General features: G+C 35.8%; 16 protein-coding genes. 3 read left to right on the forward strand and 13 right to left on the reverse strand.

From position 1 onward, the window contains the following. Positions 1–74: 74 nt before the first annotated feature. The 6 genes from LOK78_RS16770 to LOK78_RS11795 all read right to left on the reverse strand — a co-directional run bounded on the left by LOK78_RS16770 (position 75) and on the right by LOK78_RS11795 (position 9,967). The gene (locus LOK78_RS16770) at positions 75–1,748 is read right to left on the reverse strand and encodes a helix-turn-helix transcriptional regulator (RefSeq protein ID WP_232635038.1); all 1,674 of its coding nucleotides are present in this window, start codon (positions 1,746–1,748) and stop codon (positions 75–77) included. A 184-nt stretch (positions 1,749–1,932) separates the two neighbouring features. After that, complete coding sequence (purL, locus tag LOK78_RS11775) at positions 1,933–5,595, reverse strand: phosphoribosylformylglycinamidine synthase (RefSeq protein ID WP_232635039.1); 3,663 nt, start codon at positions 5,593–5,595, stop codon at positions 1,933–1,935. 102 nt (positions 5,596–5,697) lie between these two features. After that, positions 5,698–6,558, reverse strand: a complete 861-nt coding sequence (locus LOK78_RS11780) for a fructosamine kinase family protein (RefSeq protein ID WP_232635040.1) — start codon at positions 6,556–6,558, stop codon at positions 5,698–5,700. Positions 6,559–6,624: 66 nt separating this feature from the next. Next, a complete protein-coding gene (locus tag LOK78_RS11785) occupies positions 6,625–8,511 on the reverse strand; it encodes an endonuclease (protein ID WP_232635041.1) in 1,887 nt (628 codons plus the stop codon). 5 nt (positions 8,512–8,516) lie between these two features. Continuing rightward, positions 8,517–9,731, reverse strand: coding sequence for an RsmB/NOP family class I SAM-dependent RNA methyltransferase (locus tag LOK78_RS11790; protein ID WP_232635042.1), 1,215 nt, complete (start codon positions 9,729–9,731; stop codon positions 8,517–8,519). A 98-nt stretch (positions 9,732–9,829) separates the two neighbouring features. Then, on the reverse strand, positions 9,830–9,967 hold the full coding sequence (locus tag LOK78_RS11795; RefSeq protein ID WP_232635043.1) for a hypothetical protein: 138 nt from the start codon (positions 9,965–9,967) through the stop codon (positions 9,830–9,832). Positions 9,968–10,116: 149 nt separating this feature from the next. On the opposite strand from LOK78_RS11795, the gene LOK78_RS11800 reads away from it, so the two are divergent. Further along, positions 10,117–11,166 (forward strand): WD40/YVTN/BNR-like repeat-containing protein, encoded by a 1,050-nt coding sequence (locus LOK78_RS11800; RefSeq protein ID WP_232635044.1) that lies wholly within the window; start codon positions 10,117–10,119, stop codon positions 11,164–11,166. A 26-nt stretch (positions 11,167–11,192) separates the two neighbouring features. Here LOK78_RS11800 and LOK78_RS11805 read toward each other — a convergent pair whose 3' ends face one another. From LOK78_RS11805 to LOK78_RS11835, 7 genes are all read right to left on the reverse strand, one after another. Next, positions 11,193–11,630 (reverse strand): hypothetical protein, encoded by a 438-nt coding sequence (locus LOK78_RS11805; protein ID WP_157492123.1) that lies wholly within the window; start codon positions 11,628–11,630, stop codon positions 11,193–11,195. A gap of 1 nt (position 11,631) precedes the next feature. Further along, the gene (locus tag LOK78_RS11810) at positions 11,632–12,132 is read right to left on the reverse strand and encodes a hypothetical protein (protein ID WP_232394845.1); all 501 of its coding nucleotides are present in this window, start codon (positions 12,130–12,132) and stop codon (positions 11,632–11,634) included. Between the two features lie 33 nt (positions 12,133–12,165). Beyond that, positions 12,166–12,705 carry an RNA polymerase sigma factor gene (locus tag LOK78_RS11815; protein ID WP_232394844.1) on the reverse strand — a complete coding sequence of 180 codons (540 nt, stop codon included), beginning with the start codon at positions 12,703–12,705 and terminating at the stop codon, positions 12,166–12,168. A 293-nt stretch (positions 12,706–12,998) separates the two neighbouring features. Then, complete coding sequence (locus tag LOK78_RS11820) at positions 12,999–14,825, reverse strand: ABC transporter ATP-binding protein (RefSeq protein WP_232635045.1); 1,827 nt, start codon at positions 14,823–14,825, stop codon at positions 12,999–13,001. Between the two features lie 4 nt (positions 14,826–14,829). Beyond that, positions 14,830–16,557, reverse strand: coding sequence for a phospho-sugar mutase (locus LOK78_RS11825; protein WP_232635046.1), 1,728 nt, complete (start codon positions 16,555–16,557; stop codon positions 14,830–14,832). A 68-nt stretch (positions 16,558–16,625) separates the two neighbouring features. Next, positions 16,626–17,576, reverse strand: coding sequence for a glycosyltransferase family 2 protein (locus LOK78_RS11830; protein WP_232394841.1), 951 nt, complete (start codon positions 17,574–17,576; stop codon positions 16,626–16,628). Between the two features lie 41 nt (positions 17,577–17,617). After that, positions 17,618–18,148, reverse strand: a complete 531-nt coding sequence (locus tag LOK78_RS11835) for a DUF4199 domain-containing protein (protein WP_053971785.1) — start codon at positions 18,146–18,148, stop codon at positions 17,618–17,620. A gap of 159 nt (positions 18,149–18,307) precedes the next feature. On the opposite strand from LOK78_RS11835, the gene LOK78_RS11840 reads away from it, so the two are divergent. Continuing rightward, positions 18,308–18,559, forward strand: coding sequence for a type B 50S ribosomal protein L31 (locus LOK78_RS11840; RefSeq protein WP_053971786.1), 252 nt, complete (start codon positions 18,308–18,310; stop codon positions 18,557–18,559). A gap of 77 nt (positions 18,560–18,636) precedes the next feature. Next, positions 18,637–19,812, forward strand: coding sequence for a GlmU family protein (locus LOK78_RS11845; protein ID WP_232635047.1), 1,176 nt, complete (start codon positions 18,637–18,639; stop codon positions 19,810–19,812). The last annotated feature ends 13 nt before the right edge of the window (positions 19,813–19,825 follow it).

Below are 19,825 nucleotides of genomic sequence, written 5' to 3' on the forward strand. Positions count from 1 at the left end.
AGAAGGAGATGTATAAAATTGCCAAAATCATCAATGCATATCAATAGACAATGAATAGACAATTGCCGTAAAAGCTATATATTCTTAAGATAATCGGTCAAGTTGTCGCCCTTTGATAGTTCTAGTTTTTTTCGAATTCTATACCTGCTTGTGTTAACCGAGGAGGGTGAGATATTTAAAATAGTAGCAATATCTTTACTTTCAAGATTGATGCGAATCAAGGTGCATAGTTTAATGTCATAATCAGTGAGATCGGGATGACTAATTTTTAGTTTCGAATAGAATTCGGAATTAATGGTTGCAATTTTTTCGTGTAGGTTTTCGGTAAACGTGTTGGCTCTTTTTTTGTCCTCTATGGAGTCCAATAATTCTTTTATAAATAATTCCTTAGAAAAATGACCTTGCCTTTTGTATTTGGTTATGGTGTCGTTAAGGCCTTCTAACCAGCTTACATTTTGTTGTGTGCTTAGAGCAATGTTGGTGAGGTCTTGCTTTTGATTTTCTAAATCTTTGGTGAGTAATTGGTTTCTATAGGAATGTGCAATGGCTTTTTGTTCAGCAATTTCTTTATTTTTTCTAGCCAAAGCCAAATGTTGTTTGTACCGAGAAAATAGAAAGATAAAAATACCAAGTAAAATGAGTAGGGTGCTAATTGTGATCCAAAAGCGTGTGCGATTTATTTGTTCTAGGTTAGCTGTTTTTAAACGTTCATTTTCAATAAGTGTTTGATATTTATTAATAGTTTCTTCTTCTAATATGGTACTCCCGAGTAGTTTGTTCTGATTTTCTTCATGATGTAGGGAGTCTTTTTTAGCATCTAATTTTTTGGATAAATCCAGGGCGAACTGATAATTTTTTTCTTTTTCTGCCAGTTCTCTAGAAGTTTCTAACCAAGCCATTTCGATTTCATTACCAAATCGAAAGTTTTGTATGGTATCTAAAGAAATGGCGATGTTGTTTAAAACCTTTTTGGTTTCAGAAACCTGATTTAACTTTAAATAGGTATTAGACAAGTAGATTCCGGAAAGTAAATGATTTCTTTTCAATCGGTCATTACCCGTCAAGGTAAATACGTTTGCATAGTTGTTCTGGTAATATTCTTTAGCAATAGTATAGTTTCCTTGGTCATATTCAATATGTGCTATGTTCTCATTGAGAACTCCAAAAAATGGATGGTTTGATATGGAAGATGTTACCATGATCTCCTTGGCTTTTTGGAAATACCATAAAGCAGAATCCTTGTTGCTTTCATAATCTAAATACTGCATCCCTAAATTATTAAGGGCAGAAGCAAGTCTTAAAGGTTTCTCATGATTAGAAATTTTTTTTACTAAAACAATCGCCTCTAAATACGTTTGCTTTGCTTTTTGGTATTCTTTTAAAGCATTTTGTGATTTGGCTAATATCACATAGCTTAGACTAGTAAAAGTCGCATTAATGATATGATCAAAGTCACTGTCTAAGGCTATTTCTTTTAAAGCTAATTCTTTCGATTGCTGGTATAAGCCTAAATTAAAAAAACGTTCTGTATGTTGATAAAGAGATCTTACCTTAAATTTTGAATCCTTGGAGGAATCTAGGTTATTTTCATATTGGATAAAATATTTAAAGTAGTTTTCAAAATCCTTATTGTTAAAAGCAATAATTGCTAAAGAATCACTTAACACAGGATTTTTTTCAATACTATTTTGACCTGAAAGGGTTGCTAAATACATGAAAAGGGAGCAGGTGAAAATACATCTTTTCACAAATTGATAGTTTTGAAATGAAAAAAAGTGGTTCAAGGACATACAATATAAAGGCCCTAAATATATTTAAATTCTTACAAATTATTCATGTAATGATCAATAACTTAGGTGATAAATTATGCGGATAAAAAGAAACCCCGATATAAATTTATATCGGGGTTTTTATGATTGTATCTAAATCAATTTAAATTTTCTCAATCCACTCTCTAGCATTCACAAAAGCTTCAACCCAAGGCGAAACCTCGTCTTGTCTGTTGCTAGGGTAGTGTGCCCAGTTCCATTGGAATGTAGAACGCTCAATGTGAGGCATCGTTACTAAGTGACGCCCTGTTGAATCACACATCATAGCAGTGTTGTAATCCGATCCGTTTGGATTGTGTGGATATTCCGCATAAGCGTATTTACCAACAATATTGTATTGGTCTTCAGATTTAGGTAAGTTAAATTTACCTTCACCATGAGAAATCCAAACTCCTAAAGTACTTCCAGCTAAACTTGAAAGCATAACCGAGTTATTTTCCTGAATAGTTACTGAAGTAAATGAACTTTCATGTTTATGAGAATCGTTATGAACCATTTTACCATGAACATCGTGCTCAGGGTTAATCAATTCTAATTCCATCCATAACTGACAACCGTTACAAATACCAACTGAAAGCGTATCTTCACGCTTGAAGAAGTTTTTAATCACTTCATTCGCTTTATCGTTGTATTTAATAGCTCCGGCCCAACCTTTAGCAGAACCTAAAACGTCTGAGTTAGAGAATCCACCAACAGCACCTAAAAACTGAATGTCTTCAAGGGTTTCACGACCAGAAATTAAATCGGTCATGTGTACGTCTTTTACATCAAATCCAGCTAAGTACATCGCATTGGCCATTTCACGCTCGGAGTTACTTCCTTTTTCACGTAAAATCGCTGCTTTTGGTCTCGGCTTACTTGCATCGATTACAGGAAGTTTCCCTGTAAAGTGACTTGGGAAGGTGTACTGTAATGGTTGATTTTTATAGTTGTCGTAACGGTCTTGTGCCAAACCGTTAGCTGTTTGTTTTTGATCTAATAAGAATGATGTTTTGTACCACATATCACGTAAACGAGATACCGTCATGGTGAATACATCTGTTCCGTTGATGATGCTTAACACATCACTTTCTGTTACTTTACCAATGTTGAAGAAGTCAATTTTAGCAGCAGATAAAACAGTTTCGATTGAAGCGTCTTTAGACTGAATTACTAAACCAGCATTTTCAGCAAATAACACTTTAAATGAATCGTTTTCAGCTAAAGCTGTGATATCTAATTCAGCACCTAAATTGTTGTCAGCAAAACATAACTCTAACAACGTCGTGATTAAACCACCAGAAGCCACATCGTGTCCTGCAACAATTTGTCCGTCAAGAATTAATTGTTGAATGGTGTTAAATACGTTTTTAACGTAAGCAGCAGATTGAACATTTGGTGTGTCGTTACCAATTTTGTTAACCACCTGAGCAAATGAACTTCCACCTAATTTAAAGTTATCTTGCGATAAGTTGATGTAATACACATCGCCAGCACCTTTTTGGAATACGGGCTCAACCACCTTATTGATGTCGATACAATTGGCAGCCGCCGAAATAATTACCGTACCAGGAGCAATAACCTCTTCGTTAGGGTATTTTTGCTTCATTGATAAGGAATCTTTTCCAGTAGGCACGTTGATACCTAAATCAATTGCGAATTCTGAAACGGCTTCAACAGCTTCATATAAACGAGCGTCTTCACCTTCATTTTTACAAGGCCACATCCAGTTTGCTGATAAAGACACATTTTGTAATCCGTCTTTTAATGGTGCCCAAATAATGTTTGTTAAAGCTTCAGTAATCGAGTTTCTACTTCCTGCTACCGGATTGATTAATCCAGAAATAGGCGAGTGCCCGATAGAGGTTGCGATACCTTCTTTACCTTTGTAATCTAAGGCCATCACACCAACATTGTTTAATGGAATTTGTAATGGTCCAACACATTGTTGTTTGGCTACTTTTCCACCAACACAACGGTCTACTTTATTGGTTAACCAGTCTTTAGAGGCTACAGCTTCCAATTGTAATAACTGGTCTAAATAATCGTAGAAGTTTTCTTTGTTATAAGCAACATCGGCATAATTGCGAGCTACTTTTTTATCATGCATGTATGTTTTTGGTGAGCTACCAAACATATCATCCATGGCTAAATCCATTGGTTTGTGTCCGTTGGTCTTAGACTCGAAAGTGAAACGGTGATTACCAGTCACGTCTCCAACGGTGTACATTGGTGAACGCTCACGATCGGCAATTTTTTGTAATGTTTCAATATGTTTTTCGGCAATCACTAATCCCATACGTTCCTGAGATTCATTACCGATAATTTCTTTATCAGATAAAGTAGGATCACCTACAGGTAATTTATCTAAATCGATGTGTCCACCGGTTTCTTCAACTAATTCAGATAAACAGTTTAAGTGTCCTCCAGCACCATGATCGTGAATAGAAACAATGTAGTTTTCATCGCTTTCCACCATACCACGAACCGCGTTAGCAGCACGTTTTTGCATTTCAGGATTCGAACGTTGTACGGCGTTTAATTCGATACCTGAAGCGAATTCTCCAGTATCAGCCGATGATACCGCAGCACCACCCATACCAATACGGTAGTTTTCACCACCAAGGATAACTACTTTGTCACCAACTGCAGGTGTTGCTTTTAAGGCTTGGTCGGCTTTACCGTAACCAATACCTCCAGCTTGCATTATCACTTTATCGAAGCCTAATTTTCTGGCATCTTCTTCGTGCTCAAACGTTAAGACCGAACCACAGATTAACGGCTGACCGAATTTGTTACCAAAATCAGATGCTCCGTTAGAAGCCTTAATTAAGATATCCATTGGTGTTTGGTATAACCATTTACGCTCATCCATAGCTTGTTCCCAAGGACGGTTTTCTTCCAAACGCGAATAAGACGTCATATAAACCGCTGTTCCTGCTAAAGGTAATGATCCTTTTCCACCAGCCAAACGGTCACGAATTTCTCCTCCCGATCCTGTAGCAGCTCCGTTAAAAGGCTCTACAGTAGTAGGGAAGTTATGCGTTTCCGCTTTTAATGAAATAACAGATTCGAATTCTTTAGTTTCGTAAAAATCGGGCTTGTCAGCTGTTTTAGGAGCGAACTGCTCAACAACAGGTCCCTTTACAAAAGCCACATTGTCTTTATAAGCGGAAACAATATCGTTAGGATTCGTTTCAGACGTTTTACGAATCATTTTAAATAATGAAGTCGGTTTTTCTTCACCATCAATAACAAATGTTCCGTTGAAAATTTTGTGACGACAGTGCTCACTGTTTACTTGAGAGAAACCGAATACTTCAGAATCGGTTAACGGGCGACCAATTTTTTCAGAAACACCTTCTAAGTAAGCTACTTCTTCATCACTTAAAGAAAGCCCTTCCTGAATGTTGTAAGCCGCAATATCTTCAATATCCAGAATAGGTTCTGGCTTGATATCTATTGTGAATGATTCTTGGTTTAATCCGTTGAATTTTTCTGAAATCATTGGATCATAACCTTTGAAGTCTTCAGAAACAGCTTCGAATTCCTCAATTCGAATGATGTCTGAAATCCCCATGTTTTGAGTGATTTCAACAGCATTGGTACTCCAAGGCGTAATCATGGCCGCACGCGGTCCAACAAAAAAAGCATCCAAAGATGCTTGTTCTATTTTAGGTTGGTTGCCAAATAACCAAACCAACTTGGAGATGGTTTCTGTAGATAATTCTTTTGTTGTTTGAACAGCAAAAACGGTGCTGTTTGCGTTTCCAAAGAAATGAATCATTATATGTCGATTATAGGTGTGTTTTAAAAGGGCAAAAATACGCTTTTATTTTAGATTGATAATGCTCCTTTTTTAAATTTTAATTGGATTATTAACAGCTTTTCAAAAGTATTTTTTGAGAATGGAAACTACCGATCCATGATAGGAGCGACCAAAAAGATTTAAATGAACCAGTAAATAATACAATTGATAAATCTCTATTTTTAATTCTGATTTTGAGGATGCTGCATCACTTTCATAGTAAGCTTCGTAAAAATGTTCTCCAAAACCTCCAAATAATTTGGTCATAGCAATATCTACTTCTTTGTCTCCATAATAAACGGCAGGATCAATAAGGTAGGGAGTGCCATTTTCTGAAATTAAAAAATTACCACTCCATAAGTCGCCATGAAGTAGGGATGGGGTTACATCTTTTAATAAGGGCTCCAGAGTTATACTTATTTGGTTTTCGGGAGGACAGTCACTATTTGTTAATAACCCTTTATTCTTAGCTAATCGTAATTGCGGTAACAACCTTTCTTGAAGATAAAAGTCTTTCCAGTTATGATGCTCTTGATTAGATTGAGGTAAGCTACCGATGAAATTATCAGAATTTAATCCAAATGTCTTTGATGTTGTTTGGTGTAATGCAGCTAATTGTTTTCCCAAGGAGGACATGTCTTTACGAGTGGGTGCTTTTGTTTCAATAAATTCCATGAGTAGAAATGAACGATGTTCAAATTGATCGCAAGCAATAATTCTTGGGGTGGCTATGGTGTTGGTTTTATGAATTGATTCCAAACCTAGTTTTTCGGCTTGAAACATGTACAAAGCTTGAGGGGATTGGTGGCTTTTTAAAAAATAATTATCAGAATCGGTTTCAATTTTAAATGCTTGAGAAATATCACCGCCAGATAAGGCTAGGAATTGTTTTATATCTTTCTGGAGAATGTTTTCAATAAAGAATTTAAAATTTGAATTCATAGTGTAAACGATTAAACAAAAAAGGCTATCAAACAATGATAGCCTTTTTTAATTTATATAAGAGCTTTATTTTTTTACTAATTTTTTGGTAACACTTTGCCCTTCAATGTTGAGTTTTAAAATATAAATACCTTGAGGTAGATTTTGTACCATGATGGTTCCTGTTTTACTAATTCCTTTCAAAACCTGTTTTCCTAGTATGTTATAGATACTATAATCAAAGGTTTTGTTGGTATCGATATTTAGGGTGTTGCCAGAAACAGGATTGGGGTAAATTTTGATGGTGTTTGAAGTAAACTCTGTAGTTCCCAAAGTTTGGGTATGACTTCCTAAATCATCACAAGTATCTTGTGCGTAAGAATCCCATTCATTCAGGTCAAAAGTTGTTGAAGGACCACTTACTGTAGATTTTCTAACCAAAGTGGTATTTTGTGCAAATGTGGAATCGTCTCCCAACGTACCGATGATATCTATCAACACATCATTTTTAAACAAACCAATAGCATCATTCCCATTAAACCCGGTGATTGTGTTATTCAAATCATCATATTCTGAAGAGCATATAGTTGCGCTTCCGTTGGCAATAACATAAACATCTCCTTGGTTTATTTGGGCATTGGCAGGAAAACTATAAGTTGCCGTCCAGCCACTGTTACCATTACTGCTTAATTTCAAGGTGTACATAGAAAGGTCGTCGATAGTGACGCCTGTGAAATTAGCTATTTCAAGGGCTTTATTATTGCCTCCTCCTTCAATATATTCTGAGAAGAATAAATCTTCGCCTCCAGAAGATCCATTATTGGTTGTGGTTTCACAAACTTCATTGCTTCCTACCGATTCATTACCAGCAGCATCTTTGGCTTTTACCGTAAAGCAATAGGTGGTGTTTGGGCTCAAAGAAGTGGCAGTAGCATTTGTTGTGGCATTTGAAAAGGCATAGACGCCATCTATGTAAATATCGTAAACCGTCACAGCAACATTGTCTGTTGACGCGTTCCAGTTTAAATCAACACTGTTGTCAGTAGGATTGCTTGCGGCCAAATTGGATGGGGCAGAAGGAGCTTCTGTATCTGTAGTGTTGTTCCAAATTTGTGCTACAAATTCTGGATGATCGATAAAGGGATTTCGGTTGTTTTGATAGGTAAAAAGCGCATTATTTCTATCAATCTCTTTTTGGGAAACAGGATCGTTGTTATGCCAATTCAATAAAATGGCTAAAAACGGTTCAGCAAAAACATTGTTGTTGCTTCCATCAAACATATCAAAAGCTCCCCAGGCATCTATTTGATCTTCATATCGTGTGGCAAAGTAGAAATAAATACGGGCTATATCCCCTTTAAATTCATCAATAGGTTCAAAAACAGTTCCAGTATATCCAGCAGAAATACCACTGTTTAGATTTCCTCCCAATTTTGACCCGTTCATGGTCGGATTCGATATGCCACTTTGGGACACCAATTGATTGTCGTCAACTACTCCAAAAGGGTAGTTACTTCTGAAACCGTTAACACGACCATCCGTAGGTAATAAATTGTGGCCATCGCTATACATGGGCATTGCGTCGTCAAAAACCGATTTGGGGATGACGTGCTCCTTGTTGTAGCAATCACCTTCAGAAGAATAATTGCCACACTCATTGGTAACAGGAGTAAAATTGTATGGATCTGTTCCAGAAGGGTTTTCAGAATAGACATCTAAAATGGAATTATCATTTTCATAGCTATCATAAACATCCAGGTCATTGTCAGCAATAAAGGCATCCATGGCGCTATAGTCTTGGGCATTATGAAGATATTCAGTATCAAGTCCATCATTCGTATTATTTATGATGGCCTTTAATTGTGATTTCAATTCAAATCCGGTTCCTGTTGCCGAATCATAATATCCAGCCGGTTCTTGGGAGAAACCAAAAAGTGAGATAAGTAAAAATGTAAAAAGGTAAATATGTTTCATTCAAATTATTTTTTTCTTTCTAATAAAGCCATGTAAAACCCATCATAACCAGAGGTGTGAGATAAAATTTTATGGTCTTCAACAAAGGTAAAGTCTTTTCCCAATTCCGATGTTAAGAATCTGTCAACTTGCACTTGATTTTCAGATGGAAGGATAGAACAGGTAGCATAAACCATTTTACCACCTTTTTTGACCAATTTGGAATAATTCTGAAGGATTTCTTGTTGGGTATTTTTAATACGATCCAAAAACTCTGGTTCCAATTTCCACTTGGCATCAGGGTTTCTTCTCAAAACACCTAAACCGGAACACGGTGCATCAATCAAAACGCGATCTGCCTTATCATATAATTTTTTAATGGTTTTGGTAGATTCAATGACTCGGGTTTCAATATTATGGGCGCCATTGCGTTTGGCTCGACGTTTAAGTTCAGCCAATTTGTTACCATAAATATCCATTGAAATGATTTGTCCCTTGTTCTCCATTAAGCTGGCTAAATGTAAACTTTTACCTCCAGCTCCTGCACAAGTATCGACAACGCGCATGCCTGGTTGTGCATCCAATAAATCAGCAACTAGTTGTGAGGAAGCATCTTGTACTTCAAACCAACCATTTTTAAAAGCCTCGGTAGCAAAAACATTGGCTCGTTCTTTTAGTTTTAATGCTAAAGGAAAGCCGGAAATAGTTTCAGTTTCTATGCCTTCGGTCTGAAGTTTAAGTTGTAGGTCTTTGATGTTGGTTTTAAGTGTGTTGACTCTTAAAATCACATCAGCCTGTTCGTTTAAAGCAGCCAATTCTTTGTTCCATGAAGCTTCTCCTAATTCTTTTTCACCTAGAGCATCCAACCAATCGGGAATGGATTCCCTAAATTTTCTAATCTTAGAAAGCTCATCAAATTTACCTTTAATTTTTCGGCTCGGTGTGCCTTCAAAATACTTCCAATCTGGAAGCTTGATACCTCTTAAAGTAGCCCAAACCGCAAACATGCGCCAAAGGTTATCACGATCAAAAGGCTCTTTAACTTCGGCTATTTCAGCATACAAGCGTTTCCATCTCACTATATCATAAGTCGTTTCTGCAATAAAAGAACGATCCCGACTTCCCCAGCGTTTGTCACGCTTTAAGAGTTCTTGTATCACCTTATCGGCATATTCTCCTTCATTAAAAATTTTGGTAAGGCCATCTATAACGGCAAAGCAAAGATTTCGATGTAATCGCATGATAAAAAATTAGGGAGCAAAGGTAATGTTTTTATTGGTTGATATATAATGGAATGCTTATCGAGTTGTATCTAGAAATATTAAGAAAATGCTGAGGATTAAAACAAATAGATGCTCAATTCTTTTTGGGATAAAAAATAAGGTCTCTCTTGGGTTACGGTATGGCTTCGGTATGGATAGAGTATGGATAGAGTATGGATAATGTATGGAAGATGTTTTTTGGTGATTTGTATCATAACCAGCAAAATTGACCGAAAAAAGCAACATGTAACAAAATCCATACTGATGAAGAGAACCGACCTAAGCGATATTTTTAGTTGTTTTTAAGTCTTTTGGGGTATCTTAGGTTCTTGGAAGTTTTCTATTTTTAGACAAAATTTTGAATATGAAAGTTATTGTGTTTATTGGTATACTGTTTGTTTTTGCTGTTGGTTGTCAAGAAAAAAAGAAACCAATCCAGCCTAGGAGTTTCACATCAGTAATTATACAGCCTGTTTTAGAAGATTCCACATTGAGTATTAGATCCATAGATATTATGGACGTAAATAGTGTTGCGTTTGCAGCGAACAATAATACTTATGGTTTGTACAACATCAGTAAAGATAAAGTATTAAGATCTCAGGTAAATCAGGATTCATTATCATTGGAATTCAGAAGTATGGCAAATAATGGTGTTGATGTTTTTATTATGAGTGTGGGAAGTCCGGGATTGCTATTTAAAACGGGAGATGCGGGTAAGATGGAGCTGGTTTATAAAGAAGACGATCCAAAAACCTTTTATGATTCCATGGAGTTCTGGAACACAAATGAAGGGATCGCTATTGGTGATGCCACCGATGATTGTCTAAGTATCATTATCACCAGAGACGGAGGTAACACTTGGACTAAAATACCGTGTGATCTTCTACCGAACGGAATGGCAAATGAAGGCGCCTTTGCGGCAAGTAACACAAACATTGCTATTGTGGGAGACCAAACTTGGGTGGCTACGACTATGGGACGTGTCTATTACTCACCAGATAAAGGACATACTTGGGAGGTTTATGATACTCCTATTGTCAAGGAAAAGGAAACGGAAGGCATTTATTCTATGGATTTTTATGACGCCTTAAACGGTTTGGCCATAGGTGGCGATTATACCCAGCCCGATCAAAATACAGCCAATAAAATACGAACTAAAGATGGTGGTAAAACTTGGGAATTGATTGGTGCAAATGAAGGCCCAGGTTATAGAAGCTGTGTGCAGTATGTACCTAATAGGGAGGGGAAGGAATTAGTGGCCATAGGTTTTAAGGGTATTGATTTCTCCAATGATGGTGGTAGTAGTTGGAATCACTTAAGTGATGAAGGCTTTTATACGATACGTTTTTTAAATGACTCTATAGCCTATGCTGCTGGTAGAGGTAGGATAAGTAAACTGACTTTTAAGGAATAAAAAAAGCAGCTTAAAAGCTGCTTTTTTTAGTTTTGTCCTTGGTGTCTACGTTTCTTGAATTCGTTGAACATTTTATGTCTAAATTCATCTTCGGCCTTTTTAAGTAATAATATTTTATTGGCCGATAAAACACTCTGCAGGTCGTTTACATAAGTTTCAAGAGCGTCATGTTTCTCTTTTTCTAGGGCAATTATTTCCCTGAGACGTTTTTTAGATTCACTTTCTGATAGGGTCTCTATTCCTTCAAAATTACGGGAATCAGACATTTTTTTTCTGAGGGTGTTGAACTTTTCTTCAAAGTCATTATAAATAGGCCAAAACTTTTCAGCTTCTGCCTTAGATAAATTCAACTTCTCGGTGAGGAATGCCACCTTAAGGGTTTTAATTTTTTCCCAATCCATTTTTTGCGCTTGAGTGTAAGCGACTGTCATTAGAAAGAAAATAAAAATTATTAGTCGTTTCATGTTATTGTTCTTCTTGAATAAGGTCTTCAATATCTGTTGCATTTAATAAATAATCCTCCAATTGGTCATCATTGACAACTTGCTCTAAAATAGAGGATGAAAGTTCATCATAATCAGATACCATTGTTTCCCACTGTAATTTATCTTCTTGATTTAAGAGATAGGTTTCCAAGGTTAGGGTATCAATATCCCCGAAAGTAACAGCATTTTTTTGAAAAATGGAAAGGTTCATTAAAATCAATACACTGGCAGCAATACTGATGGTACTAATAATAACTTTTCTATTGAGAAGCGAAATAACTTTAGGGGCTTGTTTGTTTTTATGGGTAGGGACTTGAACTTCAAAATGTTCCAAGTAATTTTCAGGGATTTGAAAACCAGAATCTGAAATCTTTGATTTCAGTTTGGCCAAGTCCATGACTTGCTCTTCAAGTTCTTCAAAATAATTTTGAGGAACTTTAAAAGGACCATTTTGAGTTTTATGTAATTTATTTAATTCCATACCTTATTTTTGACTTCAAATCTTTTTAAAGGTTTAATCTTGAGTTAAATATTCTTCTATTTTTTTAACGGCTATATGGTAAGAGGCTTTTAATGCGCCCTCACTAGTATCTAAAATTTCGGCCATATCCTTGTACTTAATATCCTGAAAATATTTCATGTTAAAAACCAATTGTTGTTTTTCTGGTAATTTGGCTATGGCTTCCTGCAATTGCAGTTGAATGGCATCTCCTTCAAAATACACATCCGACTTCATATTTTGGATGGCCAGAGCAGTTACTTCTTCATTGCTCATTTGAAGTTTTTTTGCTTTTTGATTGATAAATGTAATCGATTCATTTGTCGCAATACGGTACATCCATGAATAAAGCTTACTATCTCCTTTAAAGTTTTTAATATTTTGAAATACTTTGATAAAGGTGTTTTGAAGGACATCATCAGCATCGTCATGTGATTTTACGATATGTCTAATATGCCAGTAGAGACGCTCCTTGTAAAGGGTAACTAATTCCTTAAAGGCAGCATCATTTTGGGATTGCAATGACTTAACTAATTTGATCTCTTCGGTCTCCAAAAAATTCTTTTTAATAAGACCATGGAATGTATCAAAAGTTTAATGAACTAATGCTAAATATTTATTAAAAGTCAATAGGTTGTTAAACAGGTGTTTGCACGAGTAAAAACCGATAAAACGCAAAAAAAATCGATTAAATGTAAATTTTTCTTGGTTATAACGAAATATTGCCTTATGTTTGTTTCACCAACCTACTTAAATGACCGTTAGGCAGCCCCAAGTCTAACTGTTACCATATAAAAAAAAGGATCAGAATTAACTGATCCTTTTTTTATATCATTATAAATTTTCTATTAATCAAAGCTTTGCATGTCCACTAATTTCTTGTAAACACCATTTTTAAGCATCAATTCGGAGTGATTCCCTTGTTCTACAATTTGACCTTTTTCCATGACTACAATAGTATCAGCATTTTGAATAGTTGAAAGCCTATGGGCTATGACAATAGAAGTTCTATTAAGCATCATTTTCTCTAGAGCATCTTGCACCAATCTTTCGCTTTCTGTGTCTAACGCAGAAGTAGCTTCGTCCAAAATCATTATCGGAGGATTTTTAAGTACGGCGCGAGCAATACTTAATCGCTGTCTTTGACCACCAGATAATTTAGCTCCAGAATCCCCAATATTGGTATCGAGTCCCAGAGGAAGGTCTTTAACAAATTCCCAGGCATTGGCAATCTTTAAAGCTTCAATGACTTCTTCATCGGTAGCATCTTCCTTGCCTAAAAGTATATTGTTTTTTACAGAGTCATTGAATAAAATCGAATCCTGTGTGACAAGCCCCATTAAACCTCTCAAAGAATGTTTAGTGATATCTTTAATGTTTTGGTTATCAATTGAAATATTACCTTCCTGAACATCATAAAATCTGGTTACTAAATTGGCAATGGTGCTTTTCCCACTTCCAGATTGACCAACCAAAGCAACACTTTTCCCTTTTTGTACGGTTAAATTAAAATTTTTGAGAACCGCTTCCTTCTCATATTTAAAAGTGATGTTGTTTAAGGATATATTGTCTGTGAATTCTTTCTTAATGGTAGCATTAGGGCTATCCTCCATTGGGTTTTTTGTTTCCAAAATTTCCAAAACCCTTTCGGCCGCGGCATTCCCTCTTTTTACTCCATAACTTGCCTTACTAATGGCTTTAGCGGGTGTAAGTATGTTGTAGGCAAGACCCATAAAGGCAATAAATGTTGAGCCATCCAAAGTTTTGTTGAATACCATATTTCCCCCATACCAAAGTAGCGTAGCAATTGTAACGATACCTAAAAACTCACTAGTAGGTGAAGCTAAATTTTGTCTATGTGCTAACCTGTTGTTATATTTAAAATAGCGGTATGTGGAATCTGTGAATTTTTTAAAGAAATTACTTTCTCCATTGAATCCTTTAATCACTTTGAGGCCTCCCAAAGTTTCATCGATTATAGATAAAAATACACCTTGTTCTTTTTGAACCAAATTGGAGTGTTTTTTCAATTGCTTTCCAATGGCCGAAATAATAATTCCAGATATAGGAATGAAAATGAATACAAATAGAGAAAGCTTGAGACTTAGCATCATCATGAATCCTATCGTAAAAACAATGGTCATAGGTTCTTTTATGATGAGCTCAAGAACAGCTAAAAGAGAATTTTGTACCTCTCCCACATCATTTGTGATTCTCGCCATGATATCTCCTTTTCTTCGATCTGAAAAGAAGGAAATGGGGAGAGCCATGGTTTTTTCATACATTTCATTTCGTATGTCTTTCAAAACACCGTTTCTAAGATATGTTACAAAATAAAGTCCGAGATAATTAAATAAATTTTTTAAAAGGAATAAGGAAATAACAAGGATTATAACTATTAAAAGTGCTTTGGAATTGTCTGAGCCAACCAAATCACTTATTTTGTAGTTCATGTAATCCGTGAAATAATCTTTAATATTCCCTATGCCTGTATATACAGGTTTGACATGTTCCTGTTTAGTTACCTCGGGATTGAAAAGAATATCCAGCATGGGGATTAAGGCCACAAAGGACAATCCGCTGAATAAAGCGTAAAAAATATTACATATGATGTTTAAAAATGCGTATTTTTTGTAAGGTATCGCAAACCGGAGTATTTTCTTAAGGTAATCCATTCACTTAATTCAGGTTCATATCTTTTAGAATAGCGTCGATTTTCGCTTCCAATTTTTGTTCCGCTTTATCAAAATTTGACACTTTGTCCAGTTTTCCGTTGACACTAATATAAAATTTGATCTTTGGTTCTGTCCCACTTGGTCTTAATGCGATTTTACTTCCATCTTCAGTATAATAAATCAATACATTGGATTTTGGAATATCAATAGATGTTTCTTTTCCCGTAGCCATGTCTTTGGAAACCGATAGCTGGTAGTCCTCCACTTTAGTAACAGGGCTGTCATTAACTTCTTTAAGTGGGTTTTCTCGAGCATCTATCATCATTTGTTTGATTTCCTGGGCGCCTTCAATTCCCTTTTTGGTCATGGAAATCAAGCGTTCTTTATAAAATCCATGATCGACATAAAGGGAAAGTAATTTTTCATAGAATGAACCACCCTCAGCCTTAGCTTGAGTAGCTATTTCACAGGCAAGTAGCGTTGAAGTCACAGCATCTTTATCTCTAACAAAATCACCAACCATAAATCCGAAACTTTCTTCACCGCCTCCTACAAAACTTTGGTTAGGGAAATCTTTTATCATTTTGGCAATCCATTTAAAGCCAGTCAATCCTACTTTTAGCTCAACACCATATGCATCTGCGAGCTCTTGCATCATAGGAGTTGAAACAATAGTAGAGCCAATAAATTCTTTGCCAGACAACTTGTCTTGTTCTTTCCATTGGTTTAATAAAAAGTCTGTCATGACAACCATAGTCTGGTTACCATTAAGCAAAACCAATTCATTATTTAAATTTCTCACGGCAACTCCTAAGCGGTCACTGTCTGGATCTGTACCAATAACTATGTCAGCATTGACTTTTTGGGCCAATTCCAAAGCCATTTTTAAGGCAGCAGGCTCCTCGGGGTTTGGCGATGCTACCGTTGGAAAGTCGCCATCAGGGACTTTCTGTTCCTCCACAATATGAACATTTTTATATCCGGCTTGTTTTAAGGTTTCAGGAATGGTTGTGATGGATGTCCCATGCAAGGAAGTGAAAACAATGGTTAAATTGTCTTTAGCCTTTTCTGTTGTGAAATTGGCATTTTCAACAGATGCTTTGATAAAGGCATCGTCCACACCTTTTCCTATATATTGTATTAAATCAGAATTAGATCCAAACCTAATTTCCGAATAATCCAAAGCGTTGATTTCTTCTATAATTTCACCATCTTGGGGAGGGACTAATTGTCCGCCGTCCTGCCAGTAAACCTTGTAACCATTATATTCTGGTGGGTTGTGGGAAGCTGTAAGTACGATACCGCATTGACAGTCTAAATATTTAACTGCAAATGAAAGTTCGGGAGTTGGTCTTAAATCTTCAAATAAAAAAACCTTGATTCCATTAGCAGAAAACACGTCAGCTACTACCTTGGCTAAAGTTTTGCTATTATGTCTGCAATCATAAGCAATAGCTACTTTGATTCCTCCTTGAGGGAATGATTTATGTAGATAATTACTTAAACCTTGTGTGTTTTTACCCAAGGTATATTTGTTGATTCTGTTAGTTCCTAATCCCATGACACCTCGCATGCCACCTGTACCAAATTCCAAATCTTTATAGAAACTTTCTTCCAGCTCCTTAGGATTTGAAGCCATTAAATCTTTGATTTCTTTTTGGGTTTCCTTGTCAAATGATGGGGTTAACCATGTGTTTATTCTGTCAAGTAATTCAGGTTCAAAGTGTGTCATGATTGATTCAATTTATTTTTGTAAAAATAAGAAATTACCTTGGCTTATGGAGTTATAGGATATAAAACCTAAAGTACATTTAATTTTTCCTTAATGAGGTAGCGTTTTTTATCTGGTCGGTTTCTTAAAATGAGTTCTCCTAAAAACCCGGCAACAAAAAACTGAGTCCCAATGACCATTGTGGCCAGTGCCAAATAGAATTGAGGTCTTTGGGTGATGAGTCTTCCCTGCGGATGAAGAAATAATTTATCAATTCCTAAATACAATGAAAACCCAAATCCTATAGCAAACATCAACACCCCTAAAGCACCAAAAAGATGCATGGGACGTCTACCAAATCGAGATAAAAACCAAATAGTGATTAAATCTAAAAAACCATTTATAAATCGATCCATACCAAATTTGGTCTGACCATATTTTCTAGCTTGATGCTGTACTATCTTTTCGCCGATGTTTGAAAAGCCCGCCGTCTTTGCTAAAACGGGAATGTAGCGGTGCATTTCACCACTGACATCAATATTTTTTACAACCGTTTTCTTGTAAGCTTTCAGTCCGCAGTTAAAATCGTGTAATTTTACTCCTGATGTTTTTCTGGCTGCCCAATTGAAAAGCTTGGAAGGAAGGTTTTTTGAAATGACGGAATCATATCTTTTTTTCTTCCATCCCGAAACCATATCATAATGTTGGTTTTGAACCATATCATACAACTCAGGGATTTCTTCTGGATTGTCTTGTAAATCAGCATCCATGGTAATGATGACATCGCCTTGTGCTAATTCAAAACCGGCATGTAAAGCTTGCGATTTTCCAAAATTCTTAAGGAATTGAATGCCTTTAACCTGTGGATTATTGTTAGAAAGCTGATTGATTATGTCCCACGATCTATCAGTACTGCCGTCATCAATAAAAAGGATTTCGTATGAAAAGCGATTGGATTGCATAACGCCTGCAATCCAATCATATAATTCAATTAAAGATTCTTCTTCATTTAAAAGAGGTATGACTACCGATATGTTCATTAAATTTCCTTGATTTTGGAATCCGATTCAAAAATAGAAAATTATTCTTCGTTAGGATTGTTTTTTTTGACGATTAAGGCCACTATGACCCCTATAACACCATAGAATAAAATTCTCCATACATAGGCTTGTAATTGTGCAACCAAGGAGAAATTGTCCTTTTTCTCAGCTTCTACCAAGGCTTCTTGAATGACATCTTGTGGAGCTCCAAATCGTTCCATGGTTTGTTTGGTGAGTAGTAATATTTGCTCATTTAAATATTTGGCCGCATCTGGATCAACAAAGGTGAAAATGACGATGCCCACAATTGAGGAAATGGCTGTTCCAATAGCTATGGTTATAAAATAGGAGCTAAATGCTTCCTTAAAAGTTAGATAGCCACCAGACTTTCTTTTGACTTGAATAGCAGAGAAAGTACTATAGCCTACCGCTAATAAAAAGAGAAGAATACCTAGCCACCATTCTGTAAAAAGATCTAAATTTACAGCGTAAATTAATACGGTTATTACAGACAAAATAAGCCCTAAAACAAGGCCATTATTTATTGAAATAGATTTAAGTGATTTTTCCATTTTATTAGGGATTTAGTTGATTAACGCTAGTTAGTAAACAAAGATAGCAAAACGTTACAGAAAAATTTAAAAATAAAATTTGTAAAAATTATTGCAGATAATATAAAAATACTTAAATTTGCACCTCGAATTTTTGAATAGAAACAAAAGCAGTTAGCGATGAAAAAAGATATACATCCAGAAAATTATAGAGTAGTAGCTTTTAAAGACATGTCTAATGAGGACGTTTTCCTTACGAAATCTACGGCTAGAACAAATGAGACTATTGAAGTTGATGGTGTTGAATATCCTTTAGTTAAAATGGAGATTTCTAGAACATCTCATCCTTACTACACTGGTAAATCTAAATTGGTAGATACTGCAGGACGTATCGATAAATTTAAAAACAAATACGCTAAATTCAAGAAGTAATTTAGTCATACAATATTATCTTAAAAGCCTTTCCATTTGTGAAAGGCTTTTTTTATTTTTACAGAAAGTACTTAGCCATGAACTACATCCTTTTTGACGGGCCGTCACGCAATAAATTATTACCTTTTACTTATACTAGGCCCGTGGCGGATATCCGCGTAGGGATAATGACCATTAGGGAAAAATGGGAGTCTTATTTAGAATGTACTACTACCACGGTTACCGAGGACTACCTTTCAGAAAAATTCCCAATGGTAGAAATGGAAAATAACGTTATGATTAATGCGTCATTTCTTCCAACTCAGGAATTGGTTGAAATGATCAAGAATCTTGAAGAAAACCAAGCGATTTTTAATGATGAAGATGTGATTGCTTTTTTCGCCAAAGAATCACAAGAAGAAATTGATTTTGACACCTACGAAGCTTTTGAATATCAGGAGAATGTTGTAAAGATTGATAATACTTGGGATATCTTTTCAAAAAATGGTTTAGCCATAGTTAATGATTTTGAAATTTTGACTAAGAATAGAAGGTCGCAACCTATTCCTTCTACGGTAAATACTATTGCAGCAGAGAATATTTTTATAGAAGAGGGAGCCAAATTGGAATTCGTGACTTTAAATGCCTCATCTGGGCCTATTTATATAGGAAGAGATGCAGAAATCATGGAAGGCAGCATTATAAGAGGTCCTTTCGCATTATGTACTGGATCTACTGTTAAATTGGGCGCTAAGATTTATGGTCCAACCACGGTTGGGCCTTTCAGTAAAGTAGGCGGAGAGGTGAATAATTCTGTTTTATTTGGATATTCAAATAAGGGGCATGATGGATTTTTGGGTAATTCAGTACTAGGAGAATGGTGTAATTTGGGTGCTGACACTAATAATTCCAATCTTAAAAACAATTATGCAGAAGTTAGGTTATGGGATTATGAAACTGAAAGATTTGCCAAAACAGGACTTCAATTTTGTGGTTTAATGATGGGGGATCATAGCAAATGTGGTATTAATACCATGTTTAATACCGGAACCGTTGTGGGTGTGAGCTCCAATATATTCGGTAGTGGTTTTCCAAGGAATTTTGTTCCTAGTTTTTCATGGGGAGGAAGTAATGGATTTACTTCCTATATGACATCAAAAGCCTTTGAAGTGGCCAAAGTGGTTATGGCAAGGAGGGATGTTGAGTTTACTGATCAAGATGCCGATATTCTTACTCATGTTTTTGAAGAATCTAAAAAGTATCGCAGGGATTAAGTGTTAACATAAA

The sequence above is a fragment of the Mangrovimonas futianensis genome (genome assembly GCF_021245805.1).
Taxonomy (GTDB): domain Bacteria; phylum Bacteroidota; class Bacteroidia; order Flavobacteriales; family Flavobacteriaceae; genus Mangrovimonas; species Mangrovimonas futianensis.

What these genes read in the sequence shown, in the direction of transcription:
- purL (WP_232635039.1), bottom strand. Translation starts at nt 5,595, where the DNA reads ATGATTCATTTCTTTGGAAACGCAAACAGCACCGTTTTTGCTGTTCAA.
- LOK78_RS11780 (WP_232635040.1), bottom strand. Translation starts at nt 6,558, where the DNA reads ATGAATTCAAATTTTAAATTCTTTATTGAAAACATTCTCCAGAAAGAT.
- LOK78_RS11785 (WP_232635041.1), bottom strand. Translation starts at nt 8,511, where the DNA reads ATGAAACATATTTACCTTTTTACATTTTTACTTATCTCACTTTTTGGT.
- LOK78_RS11790 (WP_232635042.1), bottom strand. Translation starts at nt 9,731, where the DNA reads ATGCGATTACATCGAAATCTTTGCTTTGCCGTTATAGATGGCCTTACC.
- LOK78_RS11795 (WP_232635043.1), bottom strand. Translation starts at nt 9,967, where the DNA reads ATGATACAAATCACCAAAAAACATCTTCCATACATTATCCATACTCTA.
- LOK78_RS11800 (WP_232635044.1), top strand. Translation starts at nt 10,117, where the DNA reads ATGAAAGTTATTGTGTTTATTGGTATACTGTTTGTTTTTGCTGTTGGT.
- LOK78_RS11805 (WP_157492123.1), bottom strand. Translation starts at nt 11,630, where the DNA reads ATGAAACGACTAATAATTTTTATTTTCTTTCTAATGACAGTCGCTTAC.
- LOK78_RS11810 (WP_232394845.1), bottom strand. Translation starts at nt 12,132, where the DNA reads ATGGAATTAAATAAATTACATAAAACTCAAAATGGTCCTTTTAAAGTT.
- LOK78_RS11820 (WP_232635045.1), bottom strand. Translation starts at nt 14,825, where the DNA reads ATGGATTACCTTAAGAAAATACTCCGGTTTGCGATACCTTACAAAAAA.
- LOK78_RS11825 (WP_232635046.1), bottom strand. Translation starts at nt 16,557, where the DNA reads ATGACACACTTTGAACCTGAATTACTTGACAGAATAAACACATGGTTA.
- LOK78_RS11830 (WP_232394841.1), bottom strand. Translation starts at nt 17,576, where the DNA reads ATGAACATATCGGTAGTCATACCTCTTTTAAATGAAGAAGAATCTTTA.
- LOK78_RS11835 (WP_053971785.1), bottom strand. Translation starts at nt 18,148, where the DNA reads ATGGAAAAATCACTTAAATCTATTTCAATAAATAATGGCCTTGTTTTA.
- LOK78_RS11840 (WP_053971786.1), top strand. Translation starts at nt 18,308, where the DNA reads ATGAAAAAAGATATACATCCAGAAAATTATAGAGTAGTAGCTTTTAAA.
- LOK78_RS11845 (WP_232635047.1), top strand. Translation starts at nt 18,637, where the DNA reads ATGAACTACATCCTTTTTGACGGGCCGTCACGCAATAAATTATTACCT.